Origin of the sequence: Bacteroides sp. 214, from assembly GCF_010501015.1 — a bacterium.
In the GTDB taxonomy this organism is placed as follows: domain Bacteria; phylum Bacteroidota; class Bacteroidia; order Bacteroidales; family Bacteroidaceae; genus Bacteroides.
This window is the reverse complement of sequence record NZ_QVML01000004.1, coordinates 166,151-190,437: the sequence shown is the minus strand read 5'-3', so window position 1 is coordinate 190,437 and position 24,287 is coordinate 166,151. Positions and strand designations below refer to the sequence as shown.

26 protein-coding genes and 1 pseudogene are annotated in these 24,287 nt (G+C 40.4%); 15 read left to right on the top strand and 12 right to left on the bottom strand.

Translation table 11 applies throughout. The annotated features are described in order from the left end of the window. Positions 1-5: 5 nt before the first annotated feature. From D0T50_RS05290 to D0T50_RS05270, 5 genes are read right to left on the bottom strand one after another with little or no spacing between them, the layout of a single operon-like run. Complete coding sequence (locus tag D0T50_RS05290; protein ID WP_239058212.1) at positions 6-2,285, bottom strand: bifunctional (p)ppGpp synthetase/guanosine-3',5'-bis(diphosphate) 3'-pyrophosphohydrolase; 2,280 nt, start codon at positions 2,283-2,285, stop codon at positions 6-8. Next, entirely contained in the window at positions 2,275-3,573 is a 1,299-nt protein-coding gene (locus D0T50_RS05285; protein WP_163222465.1) for a lytic transglycosylase domain-containing protein, read from the bottom strand. The genes D0T50_RS05290 and D0T50_RS05285 overlap by 11 nt, the downstream gene beginning before the upstream one ends. Positions 3,574-3,600: 27 nt before the next feature. Continuing rightward, a complete protein-coding gene (locus D0T50_RS05280) occupies positions 3,601-4,380 on the bottom strand; it encodes a DUF5683 domain-containing protein (RefSeq protein ID WP_163222464.1) in 780 nt (259 codons plus the stop codon). After that, a complete protein-coding gene (locus D0T50_RS05275; RefSeq protein ID WP_163222463.1) occupies positions 4,377-5,270 on the bottom strand; it encodes a ParB/RepB/Spo0J family partition protein in 894 nt (297 codons plus the stop codon). The genes D0T50_RS05280 and D0T50_RS05275 overlap by 4 nt, the downstream gene beginning before the upstream one ends. A 9-nt stretch (positions 5,271-5,279) precedes the next feature. Further along, complete coding sequence (locus tag D0T50_RS05270) at positions 5,280-6,044, bottom strand: ParA family protein (protein WP_163222462.1); 765 nt, start codon at positions 6,042-6,044, stop codon at positions 5,280-5,282. A 271-nt stretch (positions 6,045-6,315) separates the two neighbouring features. Here D0T50_RS05270 and D0T50_RS05265 point away from each other — a divergent pair, with 271 nt between their 5' ends. From D0T50_RS05265 to D0T50_RS05250, 4 genes are all read left to right on the top strand, one after another. After that, positions 6,316-7,749, top strand: coding sequence for a glycoside hydrolase family 88 protein (locus D0T50_RS05265; protein WP_163222461.1), 1,434 nt, complete (start codon positions 6,316-6,318; stop codon positions 7,747-7,749). A gap of 871 nt (positions 7,750-8,620) precedes the next feature. Next, complete coding sequence (locus D0T50_RS05260) at positions 8,621-9,010, top strand: hypothetical protein (RefSeq protein ID WP_163222460.1); 390 nt, start codon at positions 8,621-8,623, stop codon at positions 9,008-9,010. Between the two features lie 52 nt (positions 9,011-9,062). Then, positions 9,063-9,479 (top strand): hypothetical protein, encoded by a 417-nt coding sequence (locus tag D0T50_RS05255; RefSeq protein WP_163222459.1) that lies wholly within the window; start codon positions 9,063-9,065, stop codon positions 9,477-9,479. Beyond that, the gene (locus D0T50_RS05250; RefSeq protein WP_163222458.1) at positions 9,476-11,707 is read left to right on the top strand and encodes a trypsin-like peptidase domain-containing protein; all 2,232 of its coding nucleotides are present in this window, start codon (positions 9,476-9,478) and stop codon (positions 11,705-11,707) included. The genes D0T50_RS05255 and D0T50_RS05250 overlap by 4 nt, the downstream gene beginning before the upstream one ends. A gap of 64 nt (positions 11,708-11,771) precedes the next feature. On the opposite strand, the pseudogene D0T50_RS13950 reads toward D0T50_RS05250, so the two are convergent. After that, positions 11,772-11,858 (bottom strand): annotated as a pseudogene (locus D0T50_RS13950) (DUF58 domain-containing protein); the annotation flags it as partial. A gap of 164 nt (positions 11,859-12,022) precedes the next feature. Between D0T50_RS13950 and D0T50_RS05240 the strand changes: the two are divergent. The 10 genes from D0T50_RS05240 (at position 12,023) to D0T50_RS05195 (ending at position 17,305) form a co-directional block, all read left to right on the top strand. Further along, positions 12,023-12,442, top strand: a complete 420-nt coding sequence (locus tag D0T50_RS05240; RefSeq protein WP_163222457.1) for a hypothetical protein — start codon at positions 12,023-12,025, stop codon at positions 12,440-12,442. A gap of 39 nt (positions 12,443-12,481) precedes the next feature. Next, positions 12,482-12,910: a lipocalin family protein gene (locus D0T50_RS05235; RefSeq protein WP_163222456.1), complete on the top strand. Its 429-nt coding sequence runs from the start codon at positions 12,482-12,484 to the stop codon at positions 12,908-12,910. Positions 12,911-12,912: 2 nt separating this feature from the next. Beyond that, the gene (locus D0T50_RS05230) at positions 12,913-13,332 is read left to right on the top strand and encodes a hypothetical protein (protein ID WP_163222455.1); all 420 of its coding nucleotides are present in this window, start codon (positions 12,913-12,915) and stop codon (positions 13,330-13,332) included. Positions 13,333-13,334: 2 nt separating this feature from the next. Further along, on the top strand, positions 13,335-13,724 hold the full coding sequence (locus D0T50_RS05225) for a hypothetical protein (protein WP_163222454.1): 390 nt from the start codon (positions 13,335-13,337) through the stop codon (positions 13,722-13,724). 52 nt (positions 13,725-13,776) lie between these two features. Next, positions 13,777-14,178, top strand: coding sequence for a hypothetical protein (locus D0T50_RS05220; protein WP_163222453.1), 402 nt, complete (start codon positions 13,777-13,779; stop codon positions 14,176-14,178). A gap of 38 nt (positions 14,179-14,216) precedes the next feature. Beyond that, positions 14,217-14,699: a hypothetical protein gene (locus tag D0T50_RS05215; protein ID WP_163222452.1), complete on the top strand. Its 483-nt coding sequence runs from the start codon at positions 14,217-14,219 to the stop codon at positions 14,697-14,699. Positions 14,700-14,766: 67 nt separating this feature from the next. Beyond that, a complete protein-coding gene (locus D0T50_RS05210; RefSeq protein ID WP_163222451.1) occupies positions 14,767-15,216 on the top strand; it encodes a hypothetical protein in 450 nt (149 codons plus the stop codon). 3 nt (positions 15,217-15,219) lie between these two features. Next, the gene (locus D0T50_RS05205) at positions 15,220-15,681 is read left to right on the top strand and encodes a hypothetical protein (RefSeq protein WP_163222450.1); all 462 of its coding nucleotides are present in this window, start codon (positions 15,220-15,222) and stop codon (positions 15,679-15,681) included. A gap of 33 nt (positions 15,682-15,714) precedes the next feature. Then, positions 15,715-16,785 carry a hypothetical protein gene (locus D0T50_RS05200; protein ID WP_163222449.1) on the top strand — a complete coding sequence of 357 codons (1,071 nt, stop codon included), beginning with the start codon at positions 15,715-15,717 and terminating at the stop codon, positions 16,783-16,785. A gap of 103 nt (positions 16,786-16,888) precedes the next feature. Further along, on the top strand, positions 16,889-17,305 hold the full coding sequence (locus D0T50_RS05195) for a hypothetical protein (RefSeq protein ID WP_163222448.1): 417 nt from the start codon (positions 16,889-16,891) through the stop codon (positions 17,303-17,305). Positions 17,306-17,332: 27 nt separating this feature from the next. On the opposite strand, the gene D0T50_RS05190 is transcribed toward D0T50_RS05195, so the two are convergent. From D0T50_RS05190 to D0T50_RS05165, 6 genes are read right to left on the bottom strand one after another with little or no spacing between them, the layout of a single operon-like run. Beyond that, entirely contained in the window at positions 17,333-18,643 is a 1,311-nt protein-coding gene (locus tag D0T50_RS05190) for a DUF58 domain-containing protein (RefSeq protein WP_163222447.1), read from the bottom strand. Then, positions 18,643-19,614, bottom strand: coding sequence for a MoxR family ATPase (locus D0T50_RS05185; RefSeq protein ID WP_163222446.1), 972 nt, complete (start codon positions 19,612-19,614; stop codon positions 18,643-18,645). The genes D0T50_RS05190 and D0T50_RS05185 overlap by 1 nt, the downstream gene beginning before the upstream one ends. Positions 19,615-19,625: 11 nt before the next feature. Next, a complete protein-coding gene (locus D0T50_RS05180) occupies positions 19,626-20,903 on the bottom strand; it encodes a DUF4350 domain-containing protein (RefSeq protein WP_163222445.1) in 1,278 nt (425 codons plus the stop codon). Next, a complete protein-coding gene (locus tag D0T50_RS05175) occupies positions 20,900-21,526 on the bottom strand; it encodes a DUF4129 domain-containing protein (RefSeq protein WP_163222444.1) in 627 nt (208 codons plus the stop codon). The genes D0T50_RS05180 and D0T50_RS05175 overlap by 4 nt, the downstream gene beginning before the upstream one ends. Positions 21,527-21,535: 9 nt before the next feature. Further along, entirely contained in the window at positions 21,536-22,468 is a 933-nt protein-coding gene (locus D0T50_RS05170; RefSeq protein ID WP_163222443.1) for a hypothetical protein, read from the bottom strand. Continuing rightward, positions 22,449-23,411, bottom strand: a complete 963-nt coding sequence (locus tag D0T50_RS05165; protein WP_163222442.1) for a stage II sporulation protein M — start codon at positions 23,409-23,411, stop codon at positions 22,449-22,451. The genes D0T50_RS05170 and D0T50_RS05165 overlap by 20 nt, the downstream gene beginning before the upstream one ends. A 98-nt stretch (positions 23,412-23,509) precedes the next feature. Between D0T50_RS05165 and D0T50_RS05160 the strand changes: the two genes are divergently transcribed. Next, entirely contained in the window at positions 23,510-24,241 is a 732-nt protein-coding gene (locus D0T50_RS05160; protein WP_163222441.1) for an RDD family protein, read from the top strand. The last annotated feature ends 46 nt before the right edge of the window (positions 24,242-24,287 follow it).

Genomic DNA, 24,287 nt, shown 5'->3' with positions numbered 1-24,287 from the left:
CTATATTATTCCTCTACCCTAGATACTGATTTGATATTGGGTAGTTTCAACAAATGACTCATGATGTTTTTCACATCATTCACATCACGTACGGAGAGTTGCAATTTACTCTCAAAAAGCCCTTCGTTAGATTCCATTTGCAGCTTCTTGATGTTTACATTGAGTTTGCGCGAAATCACATTCGTCACATCACTCATAATTCCCAATCCGTCTATTCCTTTTATATATATAATCACGGTAAATGGCAACATTTCATGAACGTCCCACTCTGTAGCCAAGATGCGGTTGCCGTAACTACTTTTCAGTTTTACCGCTACAGGACATTGACGTTTGTGCAGAATCACCCGTCTGTCATTATCAAGATATCCCAACACATCATCTCCGGGAATAGGCAAACAACACGAAGCCAACGTAAGCACATCGCTTTTCAATGCGCTATCGGTTATTTTAAGTACTTTTTTAAGATTAATCTTCTCCTTTTCGGCAGCAATCTCTTCTGCCGTTACTTTGTGTTCTTTGTTATCCTTTGAACTTTGACCGAGAGAGAATCCAAGGAACTTTTTCCAGTTGTTGGTTTGCTTCTCCTTTAACAGGCGTTTGTCATCGTCGCCCAACACTATCGTACCATTTCCAAGCGCCACCAAAAACTCTTCGCGTGTCTGGAGGTTGTTTGCTTGCAACAATCGATCTATTTTAGATGTTTCGGGACGCAATCCTTCTTTCAGCAAAAACTCATTCAGTATTGTTTCGCCCTTCTTTAGGCTTACTCGTTGCTCCTTCTTTAAGATAGCCGATATTTTTGAGTGCGCCTTTGCTGTGGTAGTAAAAATAAGCCATTGCGGTTGTACACGTTGCGATTTGGAGGTAAGTACCTCTACCTGATCGCCACTCTCCAGTTTATGACTTATCGGCACCAATTTATGATTTACTTTTGCACCAATACAATGCCTTCCCACATCGGTATGCAATGAAAAAGCAAAATCGAGCACGGTAGAATCTTGTGGCATTGTTCTGATTTCACCTTTGGGTGTAAAAACAAATATCTCCGAAGCAAAAAGATTCATCTTAATGGTATCAAGAAAATCCATAGCATCAGGTTGTGGATCGTCCAAGATTTCCTTAATCGTCTTTAACCATTTCTCCAGCTCGCCCTCGTCTTCGCCACCACCTCCTTCTTTGTATTTCCAGTGGGCGGCAAAACCTTGTTCGGCAACGTCGTTCATACGATTACTACGTATCTGAACTTCCACCCACTGCCCGTTAGTCCCCATAAGGGTGACGTGCAGCGCTTGATAACCATTCGATTTTGGGTGGCTTACCCAGTCGCGCAAACGGTCGGGATGTGGTTTATATATTTTAGAAATGGAAACGTAAATATCAAAACAATCGTTCAGTTCTTCTTCCGGGTTCTGTGGATCGAAAATAATACGCACAGCAAGCAAATCGTATATCTCTTCAAACGGAACATGCTTAGTTTGCATCTTATTCCAAATGGAATAGATCGATTTAACACGTGCCAGAATACGGTATTTCATACCCATCTTATCCAGTTCCACACGAATAGGCGCCGTAAAAGTTTTATAAGCATCTTCACGTTCGGCAGCAGTAGCAAGTAGTTTTAATTCTATCTGCCTGTACTCTTCGGGATGCTCATATTTAAAACTAAGGTTTTCTAATTCGGTCTTTATCTTGTGCAATCCCAACCTATTGGCAAGCGGTGCATAAATATAGATAGTTTCGCCGGCTATTTTGTATTGCTTATTAGGTGCCAACGACCCCAGCGTACGCATATTATGTAGCCTATCGGCAATCTTAATAAGTATCACGCGAATATCGCTCGACATGGTAAGCAGCAGCTTTTTGAAGTTCTCCGCTTGTCCCGACGAGGCTTTATCCGCAAAGATGCCACCCGATATCTTTGTTAGTCCATCTACGATTTGTGCAATCTTCGGACCAAAGATGTTTTCAATATCTTCGACTGTGTAGTCGGTGTCTTCGACTACATCGTGCAGCAGCGCCGAACAGATGGAAGTGGAGCCCAACCCCACTTCATCGCAAACAATGCGTGCCACCGCCAGCGGATGCATAATGTAAGGCTCGCCCGACTGTCGCTTAATACCTCTATGAGCCTGATTGGCAAAGTTAAAAGCCTTTGTTATAATATCAACTTTCTTGCGATGCTTCGTTGCCAAATAACTGTCTAGCAGATCCTGAAATGCCTTTTCAATCATTTCTTCGTCTGCCTTTTCTTTTTTTATCGTGTCGTCAATCATCTCACTTGACATATATCTTCAGCGTCTTACCCGCTATAATTTTATTGTTTCGCATATTATTCCAAGCCATAATATCACTTACTCTTACCTTATACTTGGCGGCAATAGCTCCGAGATTATCACCGGAACGTATCTTATGATTTACAAGTGTTCTGCCCGCAGGTGCTGCAGCAGCTCTCCTTGGCGTATCTTTCACCTCCACTGTGCGTCGTTGCGTAAAGAGTTCCTTCGCTTTATAGGCATACACACTATCTTGTTGATCAATAAACTGTGAGATATTGGCTTGTGGCATACGTAGTGTATAGGGTTTAATATCACCCGGAATAATATCTCTTTTGTATTGTGGATTCAAGCTCTTCAGTTGTTCCATTTCCACACCGGCAACAGCTGCAATCTGCTCAAAGTGCACACGACGGTTTATCTGAATGGTATCGGTATCGCCCGGCATATTGGTTTCCAGCGGACAAATATTATGATCGCAATAGTAGTTCATCACATAGTTGGCTGCAATAAAAGCAGGAACATAACCACGTGTTTCGCGCGGAAGGTTGTTATAAATAGCCCAATAATCGGTAGTTCCACCTGCGCGACGAATAGCTTTGTTTACATTGCCCGGCCCACAGTTATAAGCGGCAATCACCAGATTCCAATCTTTATAAATGCCATACAAATCCTTCAGATAGCGGGCAGCAGCCCATGTGGCTTTAATAGGATCGCGGCGATCGTCGACCAGGCTATTTGATTCCAAACCGTATATCTTCCCTGTATTGATCATAAACTGCCAAAGTCCCGAAGCTCCCACACGCGATACTGCCGAAGGGTTCAACGCTGATTCAATAATAGGCAGGTATTTCAATTCCAACGGAAGGTCGTACGCATCGAGTGCTTCTTCAAAGATGGGGATATAGAAGTTGTTTGCACTAATCATAAAAGCAACCTGATTGCGCAATCTACCGGTATATACATCAATAAAACGACGAACAATACTATTGTAAGGCATCTCCATGATGGAGGGTATTCTCGACAAACGATCTATATAAACCGAATCAAGAAAAGTGGGGTTTTCGGTGGTAGTACTGCAATCTTCGGGCATGTCTACGACAAAAGTTCGCAATTTCCAATCTACCAACAAACTATCGAGGGGATAGGTCATGCTCACCGGCAAATCTATAACTTCCAACCGCTCGGTACCATTTTCGTTGATTACAACATCTACGCTTTGCGCCTTTACTTGCATAGCTAAAAATGCCATAAAGAGCAGCATCAGCACATTGGTCTTATTATTTCTTTTGTTTTTCATCCGTACTACCTTTTTAATATTACTGCTTTAGAATCGAAAGCTGCACTGCATACCTACCGCCTTTCTTGACGATTGCATCGGATTGTCGAGCACAGCGGGCTCCAGTCGCATACTCAAATCCGGTCCGATATCAAAATTAGAGAGTTCCGCATCTACGTAAGCGTCAATAATAGAGATTAGATAAACGCCCACAAAGGCAAAGATACTTATATCCCTGTATCGCCTGTAGAAGTCGCGGTTTTTCTTCGATACTGTTTCCATGCGCGACTTTGGCACATTGTCACCAAAGATATCCAAATAGCTTGTCCGTGTAGGATCATCGCTTTTCAGGTCGGCATAGGCGCGCGCGTAATCTTTATACATCTTATCATTCCACGTCAGCGCGTAGGCACAACCGGCAAATCCACCATAAATAATGGGTAACTTCCAGTACTTACGGTTATAAATTTGTCCGCCTCCCGGAAAAACCACTGCCAACCATGTTGCCTTGGTTGGATTGGGTACCCAAAGTTTCTTTGGTTCAAAAACTTTCAGGCTATCGGCAGGAAGTGGCGCGAGCAAGGGGATTGTATCTTGATCGAGTTTCGCCATGTTCTGCATATTAACTTCCTCCAAGCTGTCGGCAAGCATAATCGAAACCGGCTCTACTCTGTCAAGCAGTAGCGTATCTGCAATGAGTGGTTTGTTTATGCGTAACGAATCGTCGACCAACAAACGCTCCTGTGCAAACACACTAATCCCTGCTACCTGTAAGATACAGAGAAGCAGGGCTGCATAGATTCTATTTATGTTTCTTTTCTCTATCATTTATTCTCTTTCAACGAATCAAAAAGTTCCATGATCCGTTCCAGTTCTTCTTCATTATTAAACGGGATACTTATCTTTCCTTTTCCTTTGTCAGAGCAGGTAAACTGCACCTTGGTTTGAAAGAATCCCGATAGTTGTTTCTTCAATAGCTCAAACTCCACTGATTGTTTTACGCGCTTCGGTGCAATTTTCTTATCGCCACACTGAACGGACTCTCCTTCGCCGAGCGACTTTACCAACTCCTCGACCTTGCGTACCGAATAATGATGTGTTTGAATTTCATTAAAGAGCTTCATCTGCATTTTAGGATCTCCAAGCGACAATAATGCGCGTGCATGCCCCATATCTACCTCTTTGTTTTGAAGCGCCATCTGGATTTGCGCAGGCAGCTTCAGCAATCGCAAGTAGTTGGCAATGGTGGTTCTTTTCTTACCCACACGTTCGCTCAGGCGCTCTTGCGTCAAATTGTATTGCTCCAACAGGTGTTGATACGCCAAGGCTATTTCCATGGAGTTCAGGTCTTCTCGCTGAATATTCTCAATAAGCGCCATCTCCATTACCTTCTCGTCATCGGCAGTAACGATGTAGGCAGGAATACGCACTAACCCCGCGCGCAGTGAAGCACGATAGCGACGTTCTCCTGCTATGATTTGGTACTCGTCTTCGGAGAGTTTACGTAAAGTAATGGGCTGAATGATTCCTATTTCGGCAATAGAATCGGAAAGCTCCTGCAAAGCAGTCTCGTCAAACTCATGGCGAGGTTGCTTAGGATTTACCTTTATCTTCGCTAACTCTATTTCGTTGATTGTAGAAGAGCCTTCGGTTTTTACATCGTCCATAGAGAGCAATGCGTCCAAACCTCTTCCCAGTGCGTTTCGTTTCTGTACCATATCTCTGTTTTATTTGCTGCGTTCTACTAATTCTTTCGCCAGCGCCATGTAGTTCTTGGCTCCATTAGACTCCGCATCGTAAAGAATAGCAGGCACACCATAGCTGGGTGCTTCGCTCAACTTCACATTACGCTGAATCACCGTATTGAACACTAACTCCTGGAAGTGTCTCTTTACTTCGTCGAAGATCTGATTGGCTTGGCGCAAACGCGAATCGTACATTGTCAGCAAGAAGCCTTCAATCTCTAACTGCGGATTGAGTTTGGATTTGATTATCTTAATCGTATTCAGTAGTTTGCTGATACCTTCGAGGGCAAAGTATTCTGCCTGTACGGGGATGATAACCGAATCGGCAGCAGTAAGCGAGTTCACGGTAATCAACCCTAAAGAGGGTGAGCAATCTATGAGAATGTAGTCAAATTCCTCCTTTAGCGGGTCGAGTACCTCTTTGAGTATCTTCTCGCGATTGGGCAGGTTCAGCATCTCTATCTCAGCACCTACCAAATTAATGTGCGAAGGAATTACCTTGAGCGACTCAAGGTCTGTATCGAGCAGTGCTTTTCGCACGTCTATCCTATTGATAAGGCATTCGTAAATACTACTTGCGGCTTGTTTAATGTCAATACCGAGCCCCGACGAAGCATTTGCCTGTGGATCGGCATCTACTACCAACACTTTCTTTTCGAGTGTAGCCAACGAAGCTGCCAGATTTATTGTTGTAGTAGTTTTTCCTACTCCACCTTTCTGATTTGCTAAAGCGATTATCTTTCCCATAAATTATTTTTAAATCGTGCGAAATAAGCAATAATCATTCAAAACAAGGGCAATCAAAGGAAATTCTTTACCAATCTTGTTGAAAAGTCAAGCGTTTTGTTAATAACTAATTCACTCAATGGGCAAAGATTGCTTTCACTTAATGGGCAAATATAGGGATTTTCGTTGAATTAAACTGTTAGGTTATATAAGATTAACGTGTAGAGACAATTTGCAACCGACAATTTTTCTGTAAGTTTGCGCCAACAATAACACACACATGTTTAATACGATGAAACACTACAAACCAATTATCTTGCTCCTATTTACCTGTATCTTCGGTTCACTATGCCGCGCCGGCGAACCTTATTCAAAATGGATGGCAGATTCCGAAATGGCACGCCGGGGCACTATCACTACGTGGGACTACCCTGCCGGATTGTTTATGGAATCACTCTTGAAAGTGCATGAACTCTACAAAGAAGATAAATATTACACTTACACGCTAAACCATGCCAAAGCCACCGTTAACTCTAACGGGAAGATTGGCAGTAAATTCAGCTTCACGGCATACAACCTCGACTATGTAAACCCCGGAATGTTCTTGCTGAAAGTGCACGAAAGAGAGGAAGCGGCTAACTATAAAGTAGCGTTGGACACGTTGCGCAAGCAGCTCGACCATCAACCGCGCAATGAGCACGGTGGGTTCTGGCACAAAAAAGTATATCCGCACCAAATGTGGCTCGATGGCTTGTTCATGGGTGCGCGTTATTACGCTGCCTACGAAAAGAAGTTCAACAACGGTAATAAATGGAGCGATGTGGTAGATCAGTTTGTTTTGATTCACTCTAAAACCTATGATGCCGATTATCAACTGAATTACCATGCGTGGGCAGCCGTTCCTACCGAAGTCAATTGCAACTTCTGGGCAAACCAAACAGCGCCTTTCCTTGGATGTTCCAAAGAATTTTGGGCACGCGGATTGGGATGGTACGCCGCGGCATTGGTCGATGTGATCGAAATACTCCCCGACACGTATGAGCGCAAAGCGGAACTCAAGCAGATATTCGCACAGGTAATGGCGGGGGTAAAGCGCTGGCAAGACAACGAAAGTGGCTGCTGGTATCAATTACTGCGCTACGACAACACGTTTACCTCCAAACAAGGCAACAAAAACTACCTCGAATCTTCCGCCTCGTCCATGTTTACGTATGTATTATTTAAAGCATTACGGTTAGGATTGGTTGACGAAGCAACGTACGAGCAAAGCGCTGTTAAAGCCTACAAGGGATTAATCGCTAACTTCATCAGCGAGAGTAGCGGTAGTATTTCACTAAACAACATCTGCTCTTCGGCAGGGTTGGGACCTTCGAGCAGCAAAAGTAGAGATGGAAGCGCCGACTATTACCTCGATGGTTCGGATGCCGGGAAAAAGGTATCGAACGATATGAAAGGCGTTGGTCCGTTTATCATGGCAAGCGTGGAGTACGAAATGTATCAAGAAAGAAAAGCAACCTCTATTCGTGAAATAAAAGAACCGAACGCGAACGACATCCGCCACGAAGGAAATTTCCTGCGAAGTGCTACAAATCAAACACTGAAATTGTACGACCTCAACGGGCGGTTCATTGCCACAGGCAAAGTCATTGACACTACAGGGTTACCAATGGGAATGTATGTAGTCACCACCGACAAGAAGAGTTATAAGATTGCGATAGGTAAGTAAATCGAAATAGCAAAATAACAATTTGTCAAAACGTCAAACGACTCATGGTTGCCAAAAAACAGCCCACGCTCCGCGCAACCTGAGAAAAGCGCAGCCATTGCGATTTTCCAAATTCAAAAAGACAACTATTTCAATAAATAGCAGCCAAAAGGCACGCTAAAACTAAAAACAGAAGCACATTAAAGCCAATTATTCGAAAACAATTTTAATATGATTATATTGACACCAACTCGAATAAGGAGTTAAAAAGTGTGCTTTTGCATTGTTTCTGCAAAGTTATTCACTCTTGATAGATGAGCCAGTACTTCTTTTACTGTTTGCTTATGGCATTTGGGTCTTCAGCCATAAGCAAACACCCTTTCTTCTATAAGCATTTACCTTTTGAGCCTATTTCTCATAAGAATGCAGTCAGTTTCATTTGAGTTTGCAGTCAGTTTCTCTTGCTTTTGGAGTGAGTTTTTCGAAAAAATGAGTCCATTTTCGGAGTTTTTGTGAAGAAGAACAAGAAAGATTCAAGTTTACAGGTAGAGTAACCTCACTCAAGAGCATTCTGAAAGGGGGTAAATTGGGATAAGGAGTAAAAAGCGGAAGAACAGAAAGAGCAGAATAATAGCAAATAGGATAAATACAATTCAAAAAGGAATTAAATTAAATAATTTTATTTCTTTTTGAAAATAGCAAAGAAACTTTTCACATCGAATGCTTATGGCTCCATAGTTTCTATGTTTCTCAACACATCTGTTAATATTTCTTGCATTTTATTCGTTAATACAAAAAACGATTGTTAAGTTTGTAGCATATTATTGTTGCAAACAAAAAAGCTGTAACATACCAGGACACATTCTTAGTATTAACTAAAACATAAAAAGTTATGAAAATTAAAAGACTTAAATTATTAATGCTGCTACCCATGTTGGTATTGGGTATGGTGGCGTGCGATGACAGCAAAAAAGACGATTACAAAAATACAATTCTCGGGAAATGGCATCTGGTAGAACAAGGAAGTATAAACGACATGGAAACCATTACCCCCAATGGTAGTTACATTGAATTTATTTCTGATGCAACTTTTTTATTTTATAATGCCAAAGAAGACACCTATCTGCAAGGACAATATAGTATTGACTCTAGTTTGCTTGTCTTTAATAACAGTTACTACTGTAAGTGTTTAATTAGCAATGAATTACTCAAAATATTTGAGGTACGAGGACCGGAATATAACCTAAGTAACTTAGTCTATGTTTATAAACGTTCAAACTAAAGAAGTTACACATTGAAACATATTCTTAGTATAAACTAAAACATAAAAAGTCATGAAAAACAAAAGGCTTAAATTATTAATGCTGCTACCCATGCTGGTATTGGGTGTTGTGGCGTGCGATGACAGCAATGGCAATATTGACTACGAAAACAAGATCATTGGTAAGTGGCAATTAGTAGAAGAAGGTCCCGATGGAGGTAGCTTAAAAGCAGTAGGAAATGGAGTGATTCTTGAGTTCTCATCAAATGGAGAGGGTATTGAAGTATATTCAAGTGAGGAAACCTCAACTGAACGATTTTCTTACACAATTAGCTCAGACTTTCTTTGTTTCTATTCAATACTTAACGATGAATCTATAAATACTTATGAATACAGATTTTATGGAAATAAATTAGAAACAAAATTATTATCTGGAGCTATTGAGTTCACGCTTCCGATTGTTAAACGATATAAAAAGATGACACCATGAAAAAGACCATTCTTTTAATTAGTTTATTTTATTGTGCCAATTTATCAGCACAAGTCTCTTCTTCCTTCTTTACAAACAAAAATGATTTTGACAGCCTCCCCTTTCGTAAGGAAGCTTTAACAATTCAGCACAAAGCAGCAATACCGACAAAAAAAATGCCTCTTGTTGATGTTCAGAGAGTTAGAAAAGAAGACGAAATTCAAAAAAGGCAAGGCAGCGTTTTGCCTTTAAAATTTGGGCATGCATTCAACACAAAATATACGCTTGCAGATGGTACATGGAGTTCAAATGCTATTTCAAACATTTGGAGTATGACAATATCGTCCACTGGAGCTTATTCTTTGAACTTTATTTTTGACCATCTATTTTTGCCTGCTGGAGCTTGCCTATACATATATAACACAGACAAATCAATGGTATATGGACCAGTCACAGAAAAGCAAAATACGGAAAAAGACATGTTGTTCCTTACAGATTTAATAAAAGGTGATGAGGTTATTATCCAACTCCTCGAACCTATTAACTCAAAAGAAAAATCATCATTAAGTATTTCTCGCGTTGTACATGGATACATAAATATGTTTAGTGAACCTGGAATAGGGAATGCATCTTCTTGCCACAATGATATTACATGTCACTCAAGTTGGAGCAGGGAGTCAGATGCTATCGCAATGATTTTGTTATCTGGAGGAGATGCGTGGTGTTCCGGTTCTTTATTAAATAACACAAGCCAGGACTTTAAGCCATACTTCCTTACTGCTTATCACTGTCTAGATGGTAGTGAACAAAATTGGGCTTTTCGTTTTCAATACAAAAAAGCTATGTGCAATGGAACAACTTCAACAAGCTATATCACTCTTAATGGGGCAAATTTAAGGTCATCTTGGCAAACTAGTGATTTTGCTTTATTAGAATTAACGACACCAGCATTAAACCAACAATTCACGTTTTTAGGTTGGGATAAGAGCAACAACACTCCTACTTCAGGCACAGGCATTCACCATCCTGCAGGAGATGTAATGAAAATCTCTTTTGAAAATAATAGTTTTCAAAAAAGCACTTGGTTTGTTAATAATAGCCATTGGTTAGTATACTTTGATTCAGGTATTGTTGAACATGGTTCCTCTGGGTCACCAATATTAAATCAAGATCATAAAGTAGTGGGACAGTTACATGGCAACCAAAATTATAATCCATTTAAATCATATTGTGAACAACCGCGAGCTGAGTATGGACGCTTTGACTTATCATGGACCGGCGGAGGTACAAACTCTACTAGATTAAGCAATTGGTTAGACCCAATAGGCAGTGGGGTAAATACAGTCGAAACAGTTAAGCCTGACTTTTCCATCTCCGGCCCCGACCAAATCTGTGACCAAGCCACCTACACCATCAGCAACCTCCCTACAGGTGCAACAATAACGTGGGGCAGCAATGTTGTATTTCACACTTCTACCCTGCAATTAGTATCAGGTCAAGGAACAGATACTGCTGTTTTCAGAAAGAAAGTCGCTGGGCAGCATGATATCTATGCGGATGTAACCTTCTCTGGACAAACAATCAGGTTAGAGAAAAATAACATTGCGGTGGGCACTCCCTCGCTCCCTGTAACTTGGATGGATGGAACTCCATACTCAACGTCCGACATGGTAACTTATTCCATTACTTACGACTACCAGATTCCCGGTCGCTATTACTTTATCTATTTCGACGATCAGGGATATACCGAGATGCCTTATCTTACGTATGATATAGAAGAGGTATCGGGCAGTTGTGTGAACATAACTCGTGGGCTAAACTGCGTAAAGATAACACCAAGAGGCATCGGAACGCAAATATTCAAGGTACGTGCCATAAATGGCTGCGGCACAAGCAGCGCTGTGCAAATACGACTCGAAGTTCGGCAAGGAACATCTCTTCCTCCCGGACCGGGTGAAGACCCTATTACTTTTAGTTGCTACCCAAATCCGGCAGATGATATTATTACAGTCTCCATATCGGAAAATGCCGAAACAAAGAGCATTGCCAGCAAATCTCAACTTGCAGGAACTGCCAACAAGAGATATACCATTCAGGTATGGCATGAGTTACTGGGCATGGTAAGAGAAGTAGAGTGTGAATCGGAACGTACACAAATATCCTTAAGTGGCTTGTCAGCCGGAATGTATTTTGTTCATTTAGTGGTTGACGGGAAAGCAGTAGTTAAGCAGATACTATATAAAAAATAGACTCATCAACAAAAGTGTGGTGTGAAGAGTTGGTATTCTACCGGCTTTTCACACCACATTTCATTTACAACAACTGCCTACTCTTCATCTCCAAATACTTATTTATCACATCGACGCTCAAATTGGCGGGTGTGGTAAGTAGGGAATATATGGCTCCATAACTTCTATGTTTCTCAACACATCTGTTAATATTTCTTGCTTTTTATTCGTTAAAACAAAAAACGATTGTTAAGTTTGTAGAATATTATTGTTGCAAACAAAAAAGCTGTAACACATCAAGACACATTCTTAGTATTAACTAAAACATAAAAAAGCATGAAAATTAGAAGACTTAAATTATTAATGATGCTACCCATGTTGGTATTGGGTATGGTAGCGTGTGATGACAATGACGAGAAGGACCCGCAAAAGGTTATCTTGGGGAAGTGGGAAATATTTGCAATAGGAGATTGGCCTAATGTTAATGAAGTTGCAGCACCTCGTTATTACAAAGAGTACTTTTCTGATGGCACAGTTGGTTTGTATTATTATGAATCAAAAGAATATGAAATGAAAGGCTATAAGTATTCTTTTGATTCTAAGAAATCATTTCTATATTATCATTGGTTTCTAGATGGCGAAGAGATAAACGCTATTCAATATTCGTACAAGTTCTATGATGATAAATTGCGTATAAAACACATAAACCAAGGGCTGCATGGGATTACTACTCATATTTATAAACGAATAAAATAATCCAACACATTCTTAGTATTAACTAAAACATAGAAAGTCATGAAAATTAAAAGACTTAGATTATTAGTATTGCTCCCCATACTGCTATTGGGTGTTGTGGCGTGCGATGACAGCAATGACAGTATTGACTACGAAAACAAGATTATTGGTAAGTGGCAACTGGTGGAACAAGGTTATGATGAAAGCAGCTTAAAAGCTGTAGAGAATGGAGTTGTGGTGGAGTATTTACCAAACGGGAATGTGGTCGAACAGTACTTTAACGAAGGTTCTGCAAGAGAGAATTTCACGTACACTATTGATTCCAAAACTCTTTATTATCATCTTATTTACACAGAAGGGCAACCGATTGACACTTGGACGTATGAGTACAAATTTCACAACAAGTACCTAATGACAAAACTCATCCAAGGGCTTATTGATGATTCAATGGGAGCACCTTGGGTAAAAATATACAAACTAATAAATTAGCTATGAAGCTAAAAAGAATTAAATTATTAATGCTGCTCCCCCTGTTGGTATTGGGTGTTGTGGCGTGCGATGACAGCAATGGCAGTATTGACTACGAAAACAAGATTATTGGTAAGTGGCAACTGGTGGAAGAAGGTCCCGATGAAGGTAACTTAAAAGCAGTAAAGAATAAAGTAATCCTTGAATATTTCTCTAACGGGACATTTAAGAGAGATGTTGCGGATGAAGATGTAGCAAAAGAAGGCTATAATTACACTATTGATTCAAAACATCTTTATCACTATTGGGGTAATGATGAAAACCCTATTGGAATCCATAGCTATCATTTTTTTAATAACAAACTGAGAACAAAGCTTATATATGGACAAGTTCCAATGTACATGGGATATCCTTATGTTAAAATATACACACGAATTAAATAACCATGAAGCTAAAAAGAATCAAATCTTTAATGCTACTCCCCATATTGGTATTGGGTGTTGTGGCGTGCGATGACAATAAAAAAGACGATTACAAAAATACAATTCTCGGGAAATGGCATCTGGTAGAACAAGGAAGTATAAACGACATGGAAACCATTACCCCCAATGGTAGTTACATTGAATTTATTTCTGATGCAACTTTTTTATTTTATAATGCCAAAGAAGACACCTATCTGCAAGGACAATATAGTATTGATTTCAGTTTGCTTGTCTTTAATAACAGTTACTACTGTAAGTGTTTAATTAACAATGAACTACTCAAAATATTTGAGGTACGAGGACCGGAATATAACCTAAGTAACTTAGTCTATGTTTATAAACGTTCAAACTGAAGAAGTTACACATTGAAACACATTATTAGTATTAACTAGAACATAAAAAGTTATGAAAATTAGAAGACTTAAATTATTAATGCTGCTACCCATACTGGTATTGGGCATAGCGGCGTGCGATGACAATGACGAGAAGGACCCACAAAAGACTATCTTGGGGAAGTGGGAAATGATTAAAAGAGGAGATATAGAAGTTATACCTAAATACCATGAGGAGTATCTCCCTGATGGTACCATTTGTAGGTATTATTATGAATCAAAAGAATACGAAATACAACCTTACATGTATAAAATTGATTCCGAAAAGAAAATTCTACACCATTATTATGTTGAGAATGGCGAGGAAATAATTGCCTTTAGCTATTCGTATGAATTTTATGATGATAAATTACACTTGGGATGGCTCTATGTGACTCCGCAATTTTCTTCTTTTATCTATAAACGAATAAAATAATCCAACACATTCTTAGTGTTAACTAAAACATAAAAATCATGAAAAATAAAAGACTTAGATTATTAATGCTGCTACCCATACTGGTATTGGGTGTTGTGGCGTGCGATGAGAGTAATGATGAAAAGATCATTTACCCTATCACACCAGAACAAGAGATTCTTCATTTCTTTGAAGAGCATTTACCGGTTCAGACAGCAACCAAGTCAGATTGTTTCTTTCTGGGAAACAACGATGAATTATCCTACTTAATAAATAGTTTTGCAGAGTTGCAAAGCATTTGTGATTGTAATAATCTTCCGAATATTGATTTTTCGCAATATTCTTTAATTGTAGGACAAAAGAAAGTACCTAACACATCGTGCTTTGTTAGCGAACAGAGAATTATCGAAACAAATATAATCGTATTAGAATTAACAGTTGATTCGAATGAAAATAATTACCCAGCAGTAAGCAATATGTATTATTGGGGGATTTATCCAAAGGTTGCAAACAAAAAATTAAACACAATACTTAAAGAATAACACTTATAAAGAGTACTGCTAAAAACTCTGAGCAGAACTTTTTGTATTAACAAAAACATAAAAAAGCATGAAAATTAAAAAGCTCAAATTATTAATATTGCTGCCCATATTGATATTGGGCATAGCGGCGTGCGATGACAATGACGGTAACATGGATTACCCTGATGCAGTTATCGTGAAAGAATTGCCAAAACTACTTCCAAACAGTTCACGAGAATCACTTGTCATTCAATCTCAGAAAGAATTGGAAGCAGTGTACTCAAAAGAAGAATTGGCTAGGTTTGAAGAGTTACAACAAATTGATTTTGAAAGCCACACATTGCTCTTGGGTTATGGAACATATAGCAATGAGGTAAGCTATATGAAACATTCTTTTCTAAAAAAGTCCAGCAACAGTTATGTTTATCTGTTAGTAATAAGTGGACTTGCCACTCGTCCGGATGTCTTTGGTTATGGTATTCTTGTTGAGAAACTGCAAGGAAAAGAAAGAATCACATTTATAATTAAAAAAGGATGAATTATGAGAACAGATACAAAACACCTGTTTTTATGTTTTATTGGATTATTCACAATCCTATCATTGAGTAACTGTTCGGATAGCAATGATGGTCCAATAATATCCGAGGAGCTTATCGGGTCATGGAAAATTGTAGGTTTAGGAGAAGTTGGAAGCACGATTATAACAACTGTAGAACCGACCGATTGTGAGAATTGTTATGTGCTAAACTTGAAAAAAGAGGGAATATTCTATACTACCACAACTCTTAATTCAATAACAGGAACCTGTACAGTTCAAGAGCATAACACAATTAAATTTGAAATTACCCTTCAAACAACAGCAGGAGAACTTGGCAATGGATATTTGTATTCACAATGTCTAATAAATGCCACTACTTATATTTGTTCGGGAACTAGTTTACAACTCTTTTACGATAACGATAAATATATACTTTTCAAAAAAACGCACTATGAATATATATAATATTCTTAGTAGTAATTAAAAACATAAAAAGTCATGAAAAATAAAAGGCTTAAATTATTAGTATTGCTCCCCATACTGTTATTGGGTGTTGTGGCGTGCGATGACAATGATGAGAATTATCCTACTGAAAAATTTGGTGCAGTAGAAGTTGTTCGTGTATTCGACACTGCAGTTACAACAGGCATTACTTTTGCTAACAAAAACGTAGGTTATATTTCCGGATTTGATCCGGAAACTCAGGAACCGGTTATAGCTAAAACTACTAAAGGAGGAGTATCTTGGAAAAAGCAATCATTTAACAGTGGAGATAAGACTGGCTTATCTATATTAGATATTGCTGCATATAGCACAGATAAGCTGTGTGCAATAGTGAAGTTGAAAGACAAACCCAATTTATCTCCCCTTTTCTATTCTGATGATGCAGGAAAACAATGGACTTTTGAAGCAAGTGGAGGTTTTTCCTACAATAACGTTATTTTCAAAGATGATAAATTTGGTTTTTTAGTTGATGAGGTTGGCAATTTAGATCGTATTGTAGTTCATGATTGGCGCTCTAATAATTCTACTCGATTAGCTTTACCATTGTACTATAGATTCAGCATAGACAAAGTTTATTGCAACGACTCCTTTGGTGGTTTTAACAACATTCTATTTGCTGATTTTTCTCCTGTTGGTTATGCTTTAGGGAGCAACAAGAAACACCTCGCTAAAACAGAAAACAACGGTGAAAACTGGTATCAATTAGTAACCACCCCCGAAGAAGAAATAACCTCCTTCTGTGTTCGTGACGAATGGACAGTTTATCTTTTCACTTCCGAGAATAATGTGTATCGAACCACAGACGGAGGGAGCACATGGATGTTGCTTAACTCCTCAAGCACCAACCCGGTTCTATCATCAATAGTTTGTAACAACCATGTTTATTTTGCAACTGATAATGCACTTTACAAAACGGGAGATGAATTTAATACCATCGAAGAGTTGGTAAACACAAAATCCAGCCAAAATGTAGAAGGAATACATAAAACATTTTTAATAGCCCCAAGAATAGTTGCTTTTCTTTCGAAACACTCGATAATTATTGTGCATGATTATCTATATTAATAACATATAGTTAAACAAGTTCAAGTTGTAGGGTTTTTAAAATAGCTATACAGTTGTTACACATTGAAACACATTCTTAGTATTAACTAAAACATAAAAAGTCATGAAAAATAAAAGGCTTAAATTATTAGTATTGCTCCCCATACTGTTGTTAGGTGTTGTGGCGTGCGATGACAACAATGACAACGTTGACTACGAAAACAAGATCATTGGTAAGTGGCAATTAGTAGAAGAAGGTCCCGATGAAGGTAACTTAAGAGCAGTAGGAAATGGTGTGATTCTTGAGTTCTCATCAAATGGAGAGGGTATTGAAATATATTCAAGTGAGGAAACCTCAACTGAACGATTTTCTTACACAATTAACTCAGACTTTCTTTGTTTCTATTCAATACTTAACGATGAATCTATAAATACTTATGAATACAGATTCTATGGAAATAAATTAGAAACAAAATTATTATCTGGAGCTATTGAGTTCACACTTCCGATTGTCAAACGATATAAAAAGATGACACCATAAAAGTCAAAAGACTTAACTGCTCCCCATTTACAACAACTGCCTACTCTTCATCTCCAAATACTTATTTATCACATCAACGCTCAAATTGGCGGGTGTGGTAAGTATGGAATATATGCCGTGTTGCTTTAGTGTGGTTACGATGAGTCGTTTCTCGAAGATGAATTTCTCGGCAATAACCTGTTCGTAGTAGGCTTGGGTATTGTGTGGAGTATGCTTGGAGAGTTTATGAAGCTCTGTATCTTCGAAGAAAACAACAAGCAAACGGTGCATTTTAGAGAGTTGCAGCAGGTACGGGAGCTGACGGTTAAGGCTGCCGATGCTGTCGAAATCGGTATAAAGAATAAGAAGGCTGCGTTTGTTGATGTATTTACTCAGGTATATGCACAGAGCAGAGTAGTCGGTTTCCTTGAAAGCCGTTTGCTGATGATAGAGCCCCTCGAGCAACAGTTGCATTTGCCCGGCTTGCTTGGAAGCGGGAATGAACTTATCGAAATGATCATTGAAGGTAACCAGCCCTGCCTTGTCATCTTTGCGAATAGCAACGTAAGAGAGCACCAGTGAGGCATTGATGGCATAGTCGAGCAGGGTAACTCCTTCGAAGGCACGCTGCATGACACGCCCTTTATCTATCACACTATATATCTGCTGCGAGCGCTCGTCCTGATACACATTGACCATGAGGTCGTGTCTACGGGCGCTGGCTTTCCAGTTGATAGTGCGATAATCATCGCCCTTCACATACTCTTTGATATGCTCAAACTCGGTGTGATGACCAATGCGGCGTACTTTCTTGATGCCCAGTTCAACAAGGTTGTTGCTCATCGCCATTAATTCATACCGGTGCAACATAAGGTAAGAAGGATATACCTTCACTACTTCGGGCTCGCCAAGGGTATAGCGACGCTGCAATAATCCTATGGCAGAAGTAACAAACACACGAATCCGTCCAAAGTCATACTCACCACGCTGTGTGGGTCGCAAGTTGTATTCAATGGTTTTGCCCTCACCCGGGCGCAAGGAAAGCTTAAAATCAATGTCGCGCTTCTGAAAAATGGGCGGTATTTCATCAATAACCGTAAGCCACACAGGGAACGAATAAGTACTCTCTATGCGCAGTTGCACCCGATTATCGTCACCATTGGAGAAGCGTTTGCCGCACCGACGGGAAGCCACCATGCGTTTGGAACGAAAGAGGATAAAGGCTTCGAAAGCAATGAGCAATAAGAACACTACCAACAACACCTGCCCCATAAGAAACAGGGAAGTCCACCAGTATCCGCCTGCCAAGAGCAATACCAGTAAAGAAGAGGCAATATAGAACCTACGAGGCAAAAACATTATTTCGGCACTTCTACTTTATCCATCAATCGGGTAGTTACCTTAGCGGGCGACAGTCCTTCCATCTCTGCTTCGGCAGTGAGGATAAGACGGTGTTGTAATACGTAAGGCGCCACAAACTTGATATCCTCGGGGGTTGTAAAATCGCGCCCCTGCAACAAAGCAAAAGCTTTGGATGCCTGCAAGATTGCCACCGAAGCACGAGGCGAAGCTCCTAAGAATACCGCTTTACTGGTGCGGGTTTGCTCCACTATAAGGGCAATGTAACGCAATAGTGTAGGCTCCACAAAAACGCTGTTGGTGAGTTTGCGCAGTTCTAACAATTCGTCGCGCGTAATGATGGGGTTGATATCCTCCAACTTTACAAAAGCAGCGTTGGTGTGATGGCGTTCGAGGATGCTTATTTCCTCGTCTACCGTAGGGTAGTCCATGGTTATCTTCAATAGGAATCTATCCAACTGCGCTTCGGGGAGTTTGTAGGTTCCTTCTTGTTCTACCGGATTTTGAGTGGCAAGAATAGTATAAAGGTCGCCCATCTTATAGGTGTGTCCGTCGAGGGTTACCTGTCGCTCTTCCATAACTTCAAAAAGCGCCGATTGGGTTTTGGCGGGAGCACGGTTTATTTCGTCCACCAAAAGGATATCGGCAAATACGGGTCCTCGATGGAACTCGAAGCTACTCTCCTTCATATTGAAAACGGTTGTCCCCAAGAGGTCGCTCGGCATGAGGTCGGGCGTAAACTGCACTCTGCCGAAATCGGCGCTGATAAGGCGGGCAAGCAGTTTGGCGAGCAATGTCTTAGCCACACCGGGTACACCTTCTATTAATACATGCCCGTTGGCAAGAATAGCAGTAAGTACTAACTCCACCGCACGGTCTTGCCCCACAATGATGGTTGCTATCTGCTCCTTCAGTTGCGCTATTTTTTCGGCAAAAGCCGACAGGTCTGTGCGTTCGTTCATTTCTTCCATAAGGTAATGCGTTATATTCGATTGATTATTTCGTTTATTTTATCTATATATTTCTTGAGTTGCTCTTCGGTAATAGAACGATTCTCTTGCAAAACAGACTGAATGGCAATCAGCGTCCGTTCCAATCGCAAAGCTTCCATACCTGTTTTTTGCGCGAGTTTGTGTGCTAACGTCCGCGCGTCACTGCCATCATCAATATCTATTTGTACCGCGCGCCTTAATGTTTCGGCAAAGTAGAGGTACTTCTTGCGCAACAGCCCCACATGGTCTTTGCGTTGGTAATAAAGAGATGCTATTAATTCGGTAAAGGCTACCGAAGGATTGCCCGGCTTACTCATTATAGGAATAACACGTTGTTTGCGCCGCGCAGTGAATATCATAAAGAGAAGGACAAGCAATAATGCTCCATACAATCCCCAGCGAAGCGGTCGTTGCGAAAGGAAATAGCGAAACGGAGATTGATCTTCGTAAGGATTATCAAAGTAAGCCTCGGTGCGCTCAACCGGCAAATCGGCTAAACGAGAAAGCAAGCGAAAGAGGTAATCGGCATTATCACCATCAAGCATACCATAGTTGGTAAAGAGTAACGGAGTAGAAACAAGACATACTTCTCCTTTACCTACAGGATAAGTTGCGGCAGTAAAGGGAATCCAATAGGTGTAGGTTGAATCTTCTTCGAGTTCGTCGTCTTCCTCTTCTTCCTTTTCTTTATTATAATGGAACTTGATGACAAGCGGGTCGAGCCTGGAGGTGTCGCCAATAGCAAAATAATTGGGTGTCAGGTGCGGGAAAGCAGTAAAAGAACGCCCTTCATAAAGCGAATCGGCATACCAATACAGTGTATCGCGCGAAGCATCCTGCATAGCGTAGCGCTTCAAAGAGGTTAAGCTATGATTCCCGGTTCCCCAATCCACATAAAAGTCCATTGTATCTTTCATGCTCTGAGGAAAGGAAGAAGCCACCAACATAAAGCTCTGCCCTTCTGCCGCCAGCTCCAACAAGGTATTTACATCCTCATTAGATAACGTTAGTCTATCGGTAACAATCAGGTAGTTCTTCTTCTCCAGACTATCTTTTGCTATCTGATAAATAGTTCGCTTGGAGACTTCGTATCCATTCGGCAACGAAGCCCTTGCCACATCATCGAAGATGGCACTGCCCAACGGCTGCTTATCATACTGGCTGAAGGTAGCGCGCCAAACGAACTTTTTGGGCGTATTATATTCCACTACAAACATAATAACGAAGAATGTCAGTATGCAGACAATGTATATATGGCTACCTTTCATCCTGCTACCTCCTTTTCTATATCGAGTTGCAACAACCGCATACGTTCAAAGAGCGGCTCATCTGCATCGAAATTACCAAATCGAACCTGTAAGAAAAGCCTCGTCATTGTTTGAAATACGGTGCGTCCCTTACCTTGCTTTACTTCGTACACATATTCGGTTGGGGTTTTATGTAGTTGCCAGTCTATGATTTGCTTATCGTCCAACGCCTTGAGTGTTTGCAGATAAAGCAAGCGAACGGCTTCTTTGTAATCACCACTTGCCAGGGCCTTTTCTATATCTTCGGCAAAATCCACCCGGTAAATAGAGTCTTCATGGATGGTATATGCCAATGGTTTTTGGGAGGATGTTCGCATAAATAGTTCAGGGCGTTTGCGGTAAATAAACCAAACCACAAGAAGTACCACCACGATAAACACCCCTATCAGTATCGGTTCACTATACTTATCGGCAAAGCTACTGCCAAAGAACTTGTACAGCAGTTCCCAGAACCATCGGGTTAGCAGTTCATAGATATCTACTTCAGGGCGAACAAGTTCCCGGTTATAATCATACAACGGATCGGTTTGCCACCGTGCCAGTTGCTCCTTATTATAAATTAATGTATCGCCCTGCTGAATCATACGAAAGCGTTACAGCTGTTCGAATTTGTCGATATCACTCTCTATTGTAATACTGTCTATTACTTCGGAAGCATGTGCATATTGGTAACACATACCCAGTTGGGTGAAAACCATGGAAAGGAAATTACCAAATACAGCAAGCACCCCTACAATATACAACAAGAAGGTGTACACAACAGATGTATCGGAAACGGCATTTACATCACTCGCTACCAAAATCGATTTAACTGCAAACATAATTCCCCATGGAAGCGAAAAGACACCTTGCAGAATGTTTGCAATAATACCCATAACCAGCAAAATAAGGAAAGTGCCTCCCCAAGTAGCAAATCCTAAGCGAAAGCTTTTCTTTAAAGCAGCAACAGCAGATATCTCTTCGAATAGATAAACAGGCAGAAACAAAGAAAGCGGTATCACTATAACAAACAACAACGGTACAAGAATAAATACTAAAAACGGCATAAGTCCCGCTAACAACCCAATTATTATCGCAACAAGGAATATAACAGCAAATAAGAACAACATTCCCAACGCTGCACGTCCGGAATTCTTAAAGAGCAGAGGTTTAATCTCCGCGAAGGTTATATTATTCAGCCTATCTTCGCGTGTATTGTAGAGCTGTACAAAGGAAAAGATTAACCCGGCAAGAAGAATCGCGGCAATAAGCGAAAGCAAGGTGGTGGGTATCACTCCCAGAAAGAAAGAGGAAGGAAGAAACCCGTCCATGTTGGTAACTTCGGTACTAGCCAAGTCTACCATATGAAGCCAGTTCAACATTTTATTCATCGTCAACCCCATCAGTAAAGCAATAGGAAGCATTAAATACGTGATGTACTTGAGCATTGGTTTCCAATTCTCTTTAATAAAATCGAAAGTCGCCGTCATTTTCTCGCCAAAAGCACGCTTGGCATAAAAAGTAATCTTAGGAGTTTGTACGTTCATAATATCGCTTATTAGGTAAATAAAAATAATAGTAAATAATAAATGCAAGAGAAAGAAGGATAATGCCTAATCGAACCACTGGGGGATAGTGCGTGTGGCGTGTAAAAAAGGCTTCGATAAAGCCCGCCACAATAAAGATGGGTACAGCGCCAATAATAATCTTTACCCCTTGTTTAGCTCCACGGGCAAAAGAGGTCAGCCGTGAGTGTGTGCCCGGAAAGAGCCAGCCATTGCCAATTGCCAATCCGGCAGCACCGGCTACGACAATAGACCATATTTCCAGCGTGCCATGCAGCCAAATGGCTAGCATAGATTCGCCCAACAACCCTTGCTGGAAAAAGAATGTTTGAAACGCTCCAATCATCACCCCATTTCTAAAAAGCATATAACCTGTTCCAAAACTAGTCAACAGCCCCATCGCAAACACATTGAAAGAGACCATTATATTGTTCATGGTTATAGCCAAAAACATATAGAGACTATTCATGGAACCATACACCGCCATCGGTTCGCCGGCTTCTATGTTGCGCAATGTCATTTCTACATAGGCATCGCCCATGATAAGACGGGGAAAGTCCAAATCCTGCAATGCCGAAATGACACCTACCAATACACTCACAAGAAAAATAATACCCGAGTAGAGCAAAAGCTTACGTGCATGATACATAACCAATGGCACCTCGTGCGTCCAGTAAGTAATAACACGCGACCATTTCTCTTTTTTATTCTTGTACAACAGGTTATGCAGGGCAGAAGAAAGGTTGTTGAGGTAAATTGTAATGCGCGAATGAGGATAATAGGTTTGTGCGAAAGCAAGATCGGAAGTCAACTCCACGTAAGTATCTGCCAATAAATCGGGACTAAGCTGTTGGGCTTGTTCCACAATCTCTTCCATCTTTTTCCACTTGTCAATATTCTTTCTAATGAAGGTAACTTCTTTCACAAGCCTGTGGATTTGGTGAATCTTTTTAACTTACTCAGAAGCAAAAGTAAGATTTTAATAATATATTTGCAATTAAACCACAGAATGTTTTCCTATTTATGGCAGATTCAACGATTATCACAGGGCAATATGTACGCATCAATCAGGTACCGGCAAGTATCGGTGAGCGTATTTTTGCGCGGATAGTAGATTATATCATTTTGTTTCTGTATGTTATCGCCACCTTTTTTGTGTTGGATAAATTATACATTGGTTCGTATGCCAACACCAATGTAATTCTAACCTTTATACTAATTTACATGCCCATACTTTTTTACTCCCTCTTGTGCGAAGTATTCAACAATGGACAAAGCATAGGTAAACGGTTGTTCAACATACGTGTGGTAAAAGTAGACGGATCTATCCCTACCCTTAGCGCGTATCTATTGCGGTGGTTGCTTTATCTGGTTGATGTGCCGCTGACCAGTGGATTAGGAGTGATTGTGGTTTTGATAACCAAAAACCACCAGCGCTTAGGAGATCTTGCCGCCGGCACTATGGTTATTAAAGAAAGAAATTACAAGAAGATTCATGTAAGCCTGGATGAGTTCAACTTCCTGTCCGACAACTACAAACCGGTATTTCCGCAGGCAGCAGAGTTGTCTTTGGAGCAGATTAACGTTATTACAAAGACACTGCAAGCACACGGAAAAGAGCGCGAGCTACACATCCAGCAACTGGCGGGCAAGGTTCACAAGCTACTAGCCATTCAAACGACACCCATAAACCAAGAACAATTTCTGCAAACGCTGGTAAGAGATTACCAATACTTCGCGTTGCAGCTTATATAAAACAACTGGGGGTTATTGAAAAAAAACATTTCAATAACCCCCTCTT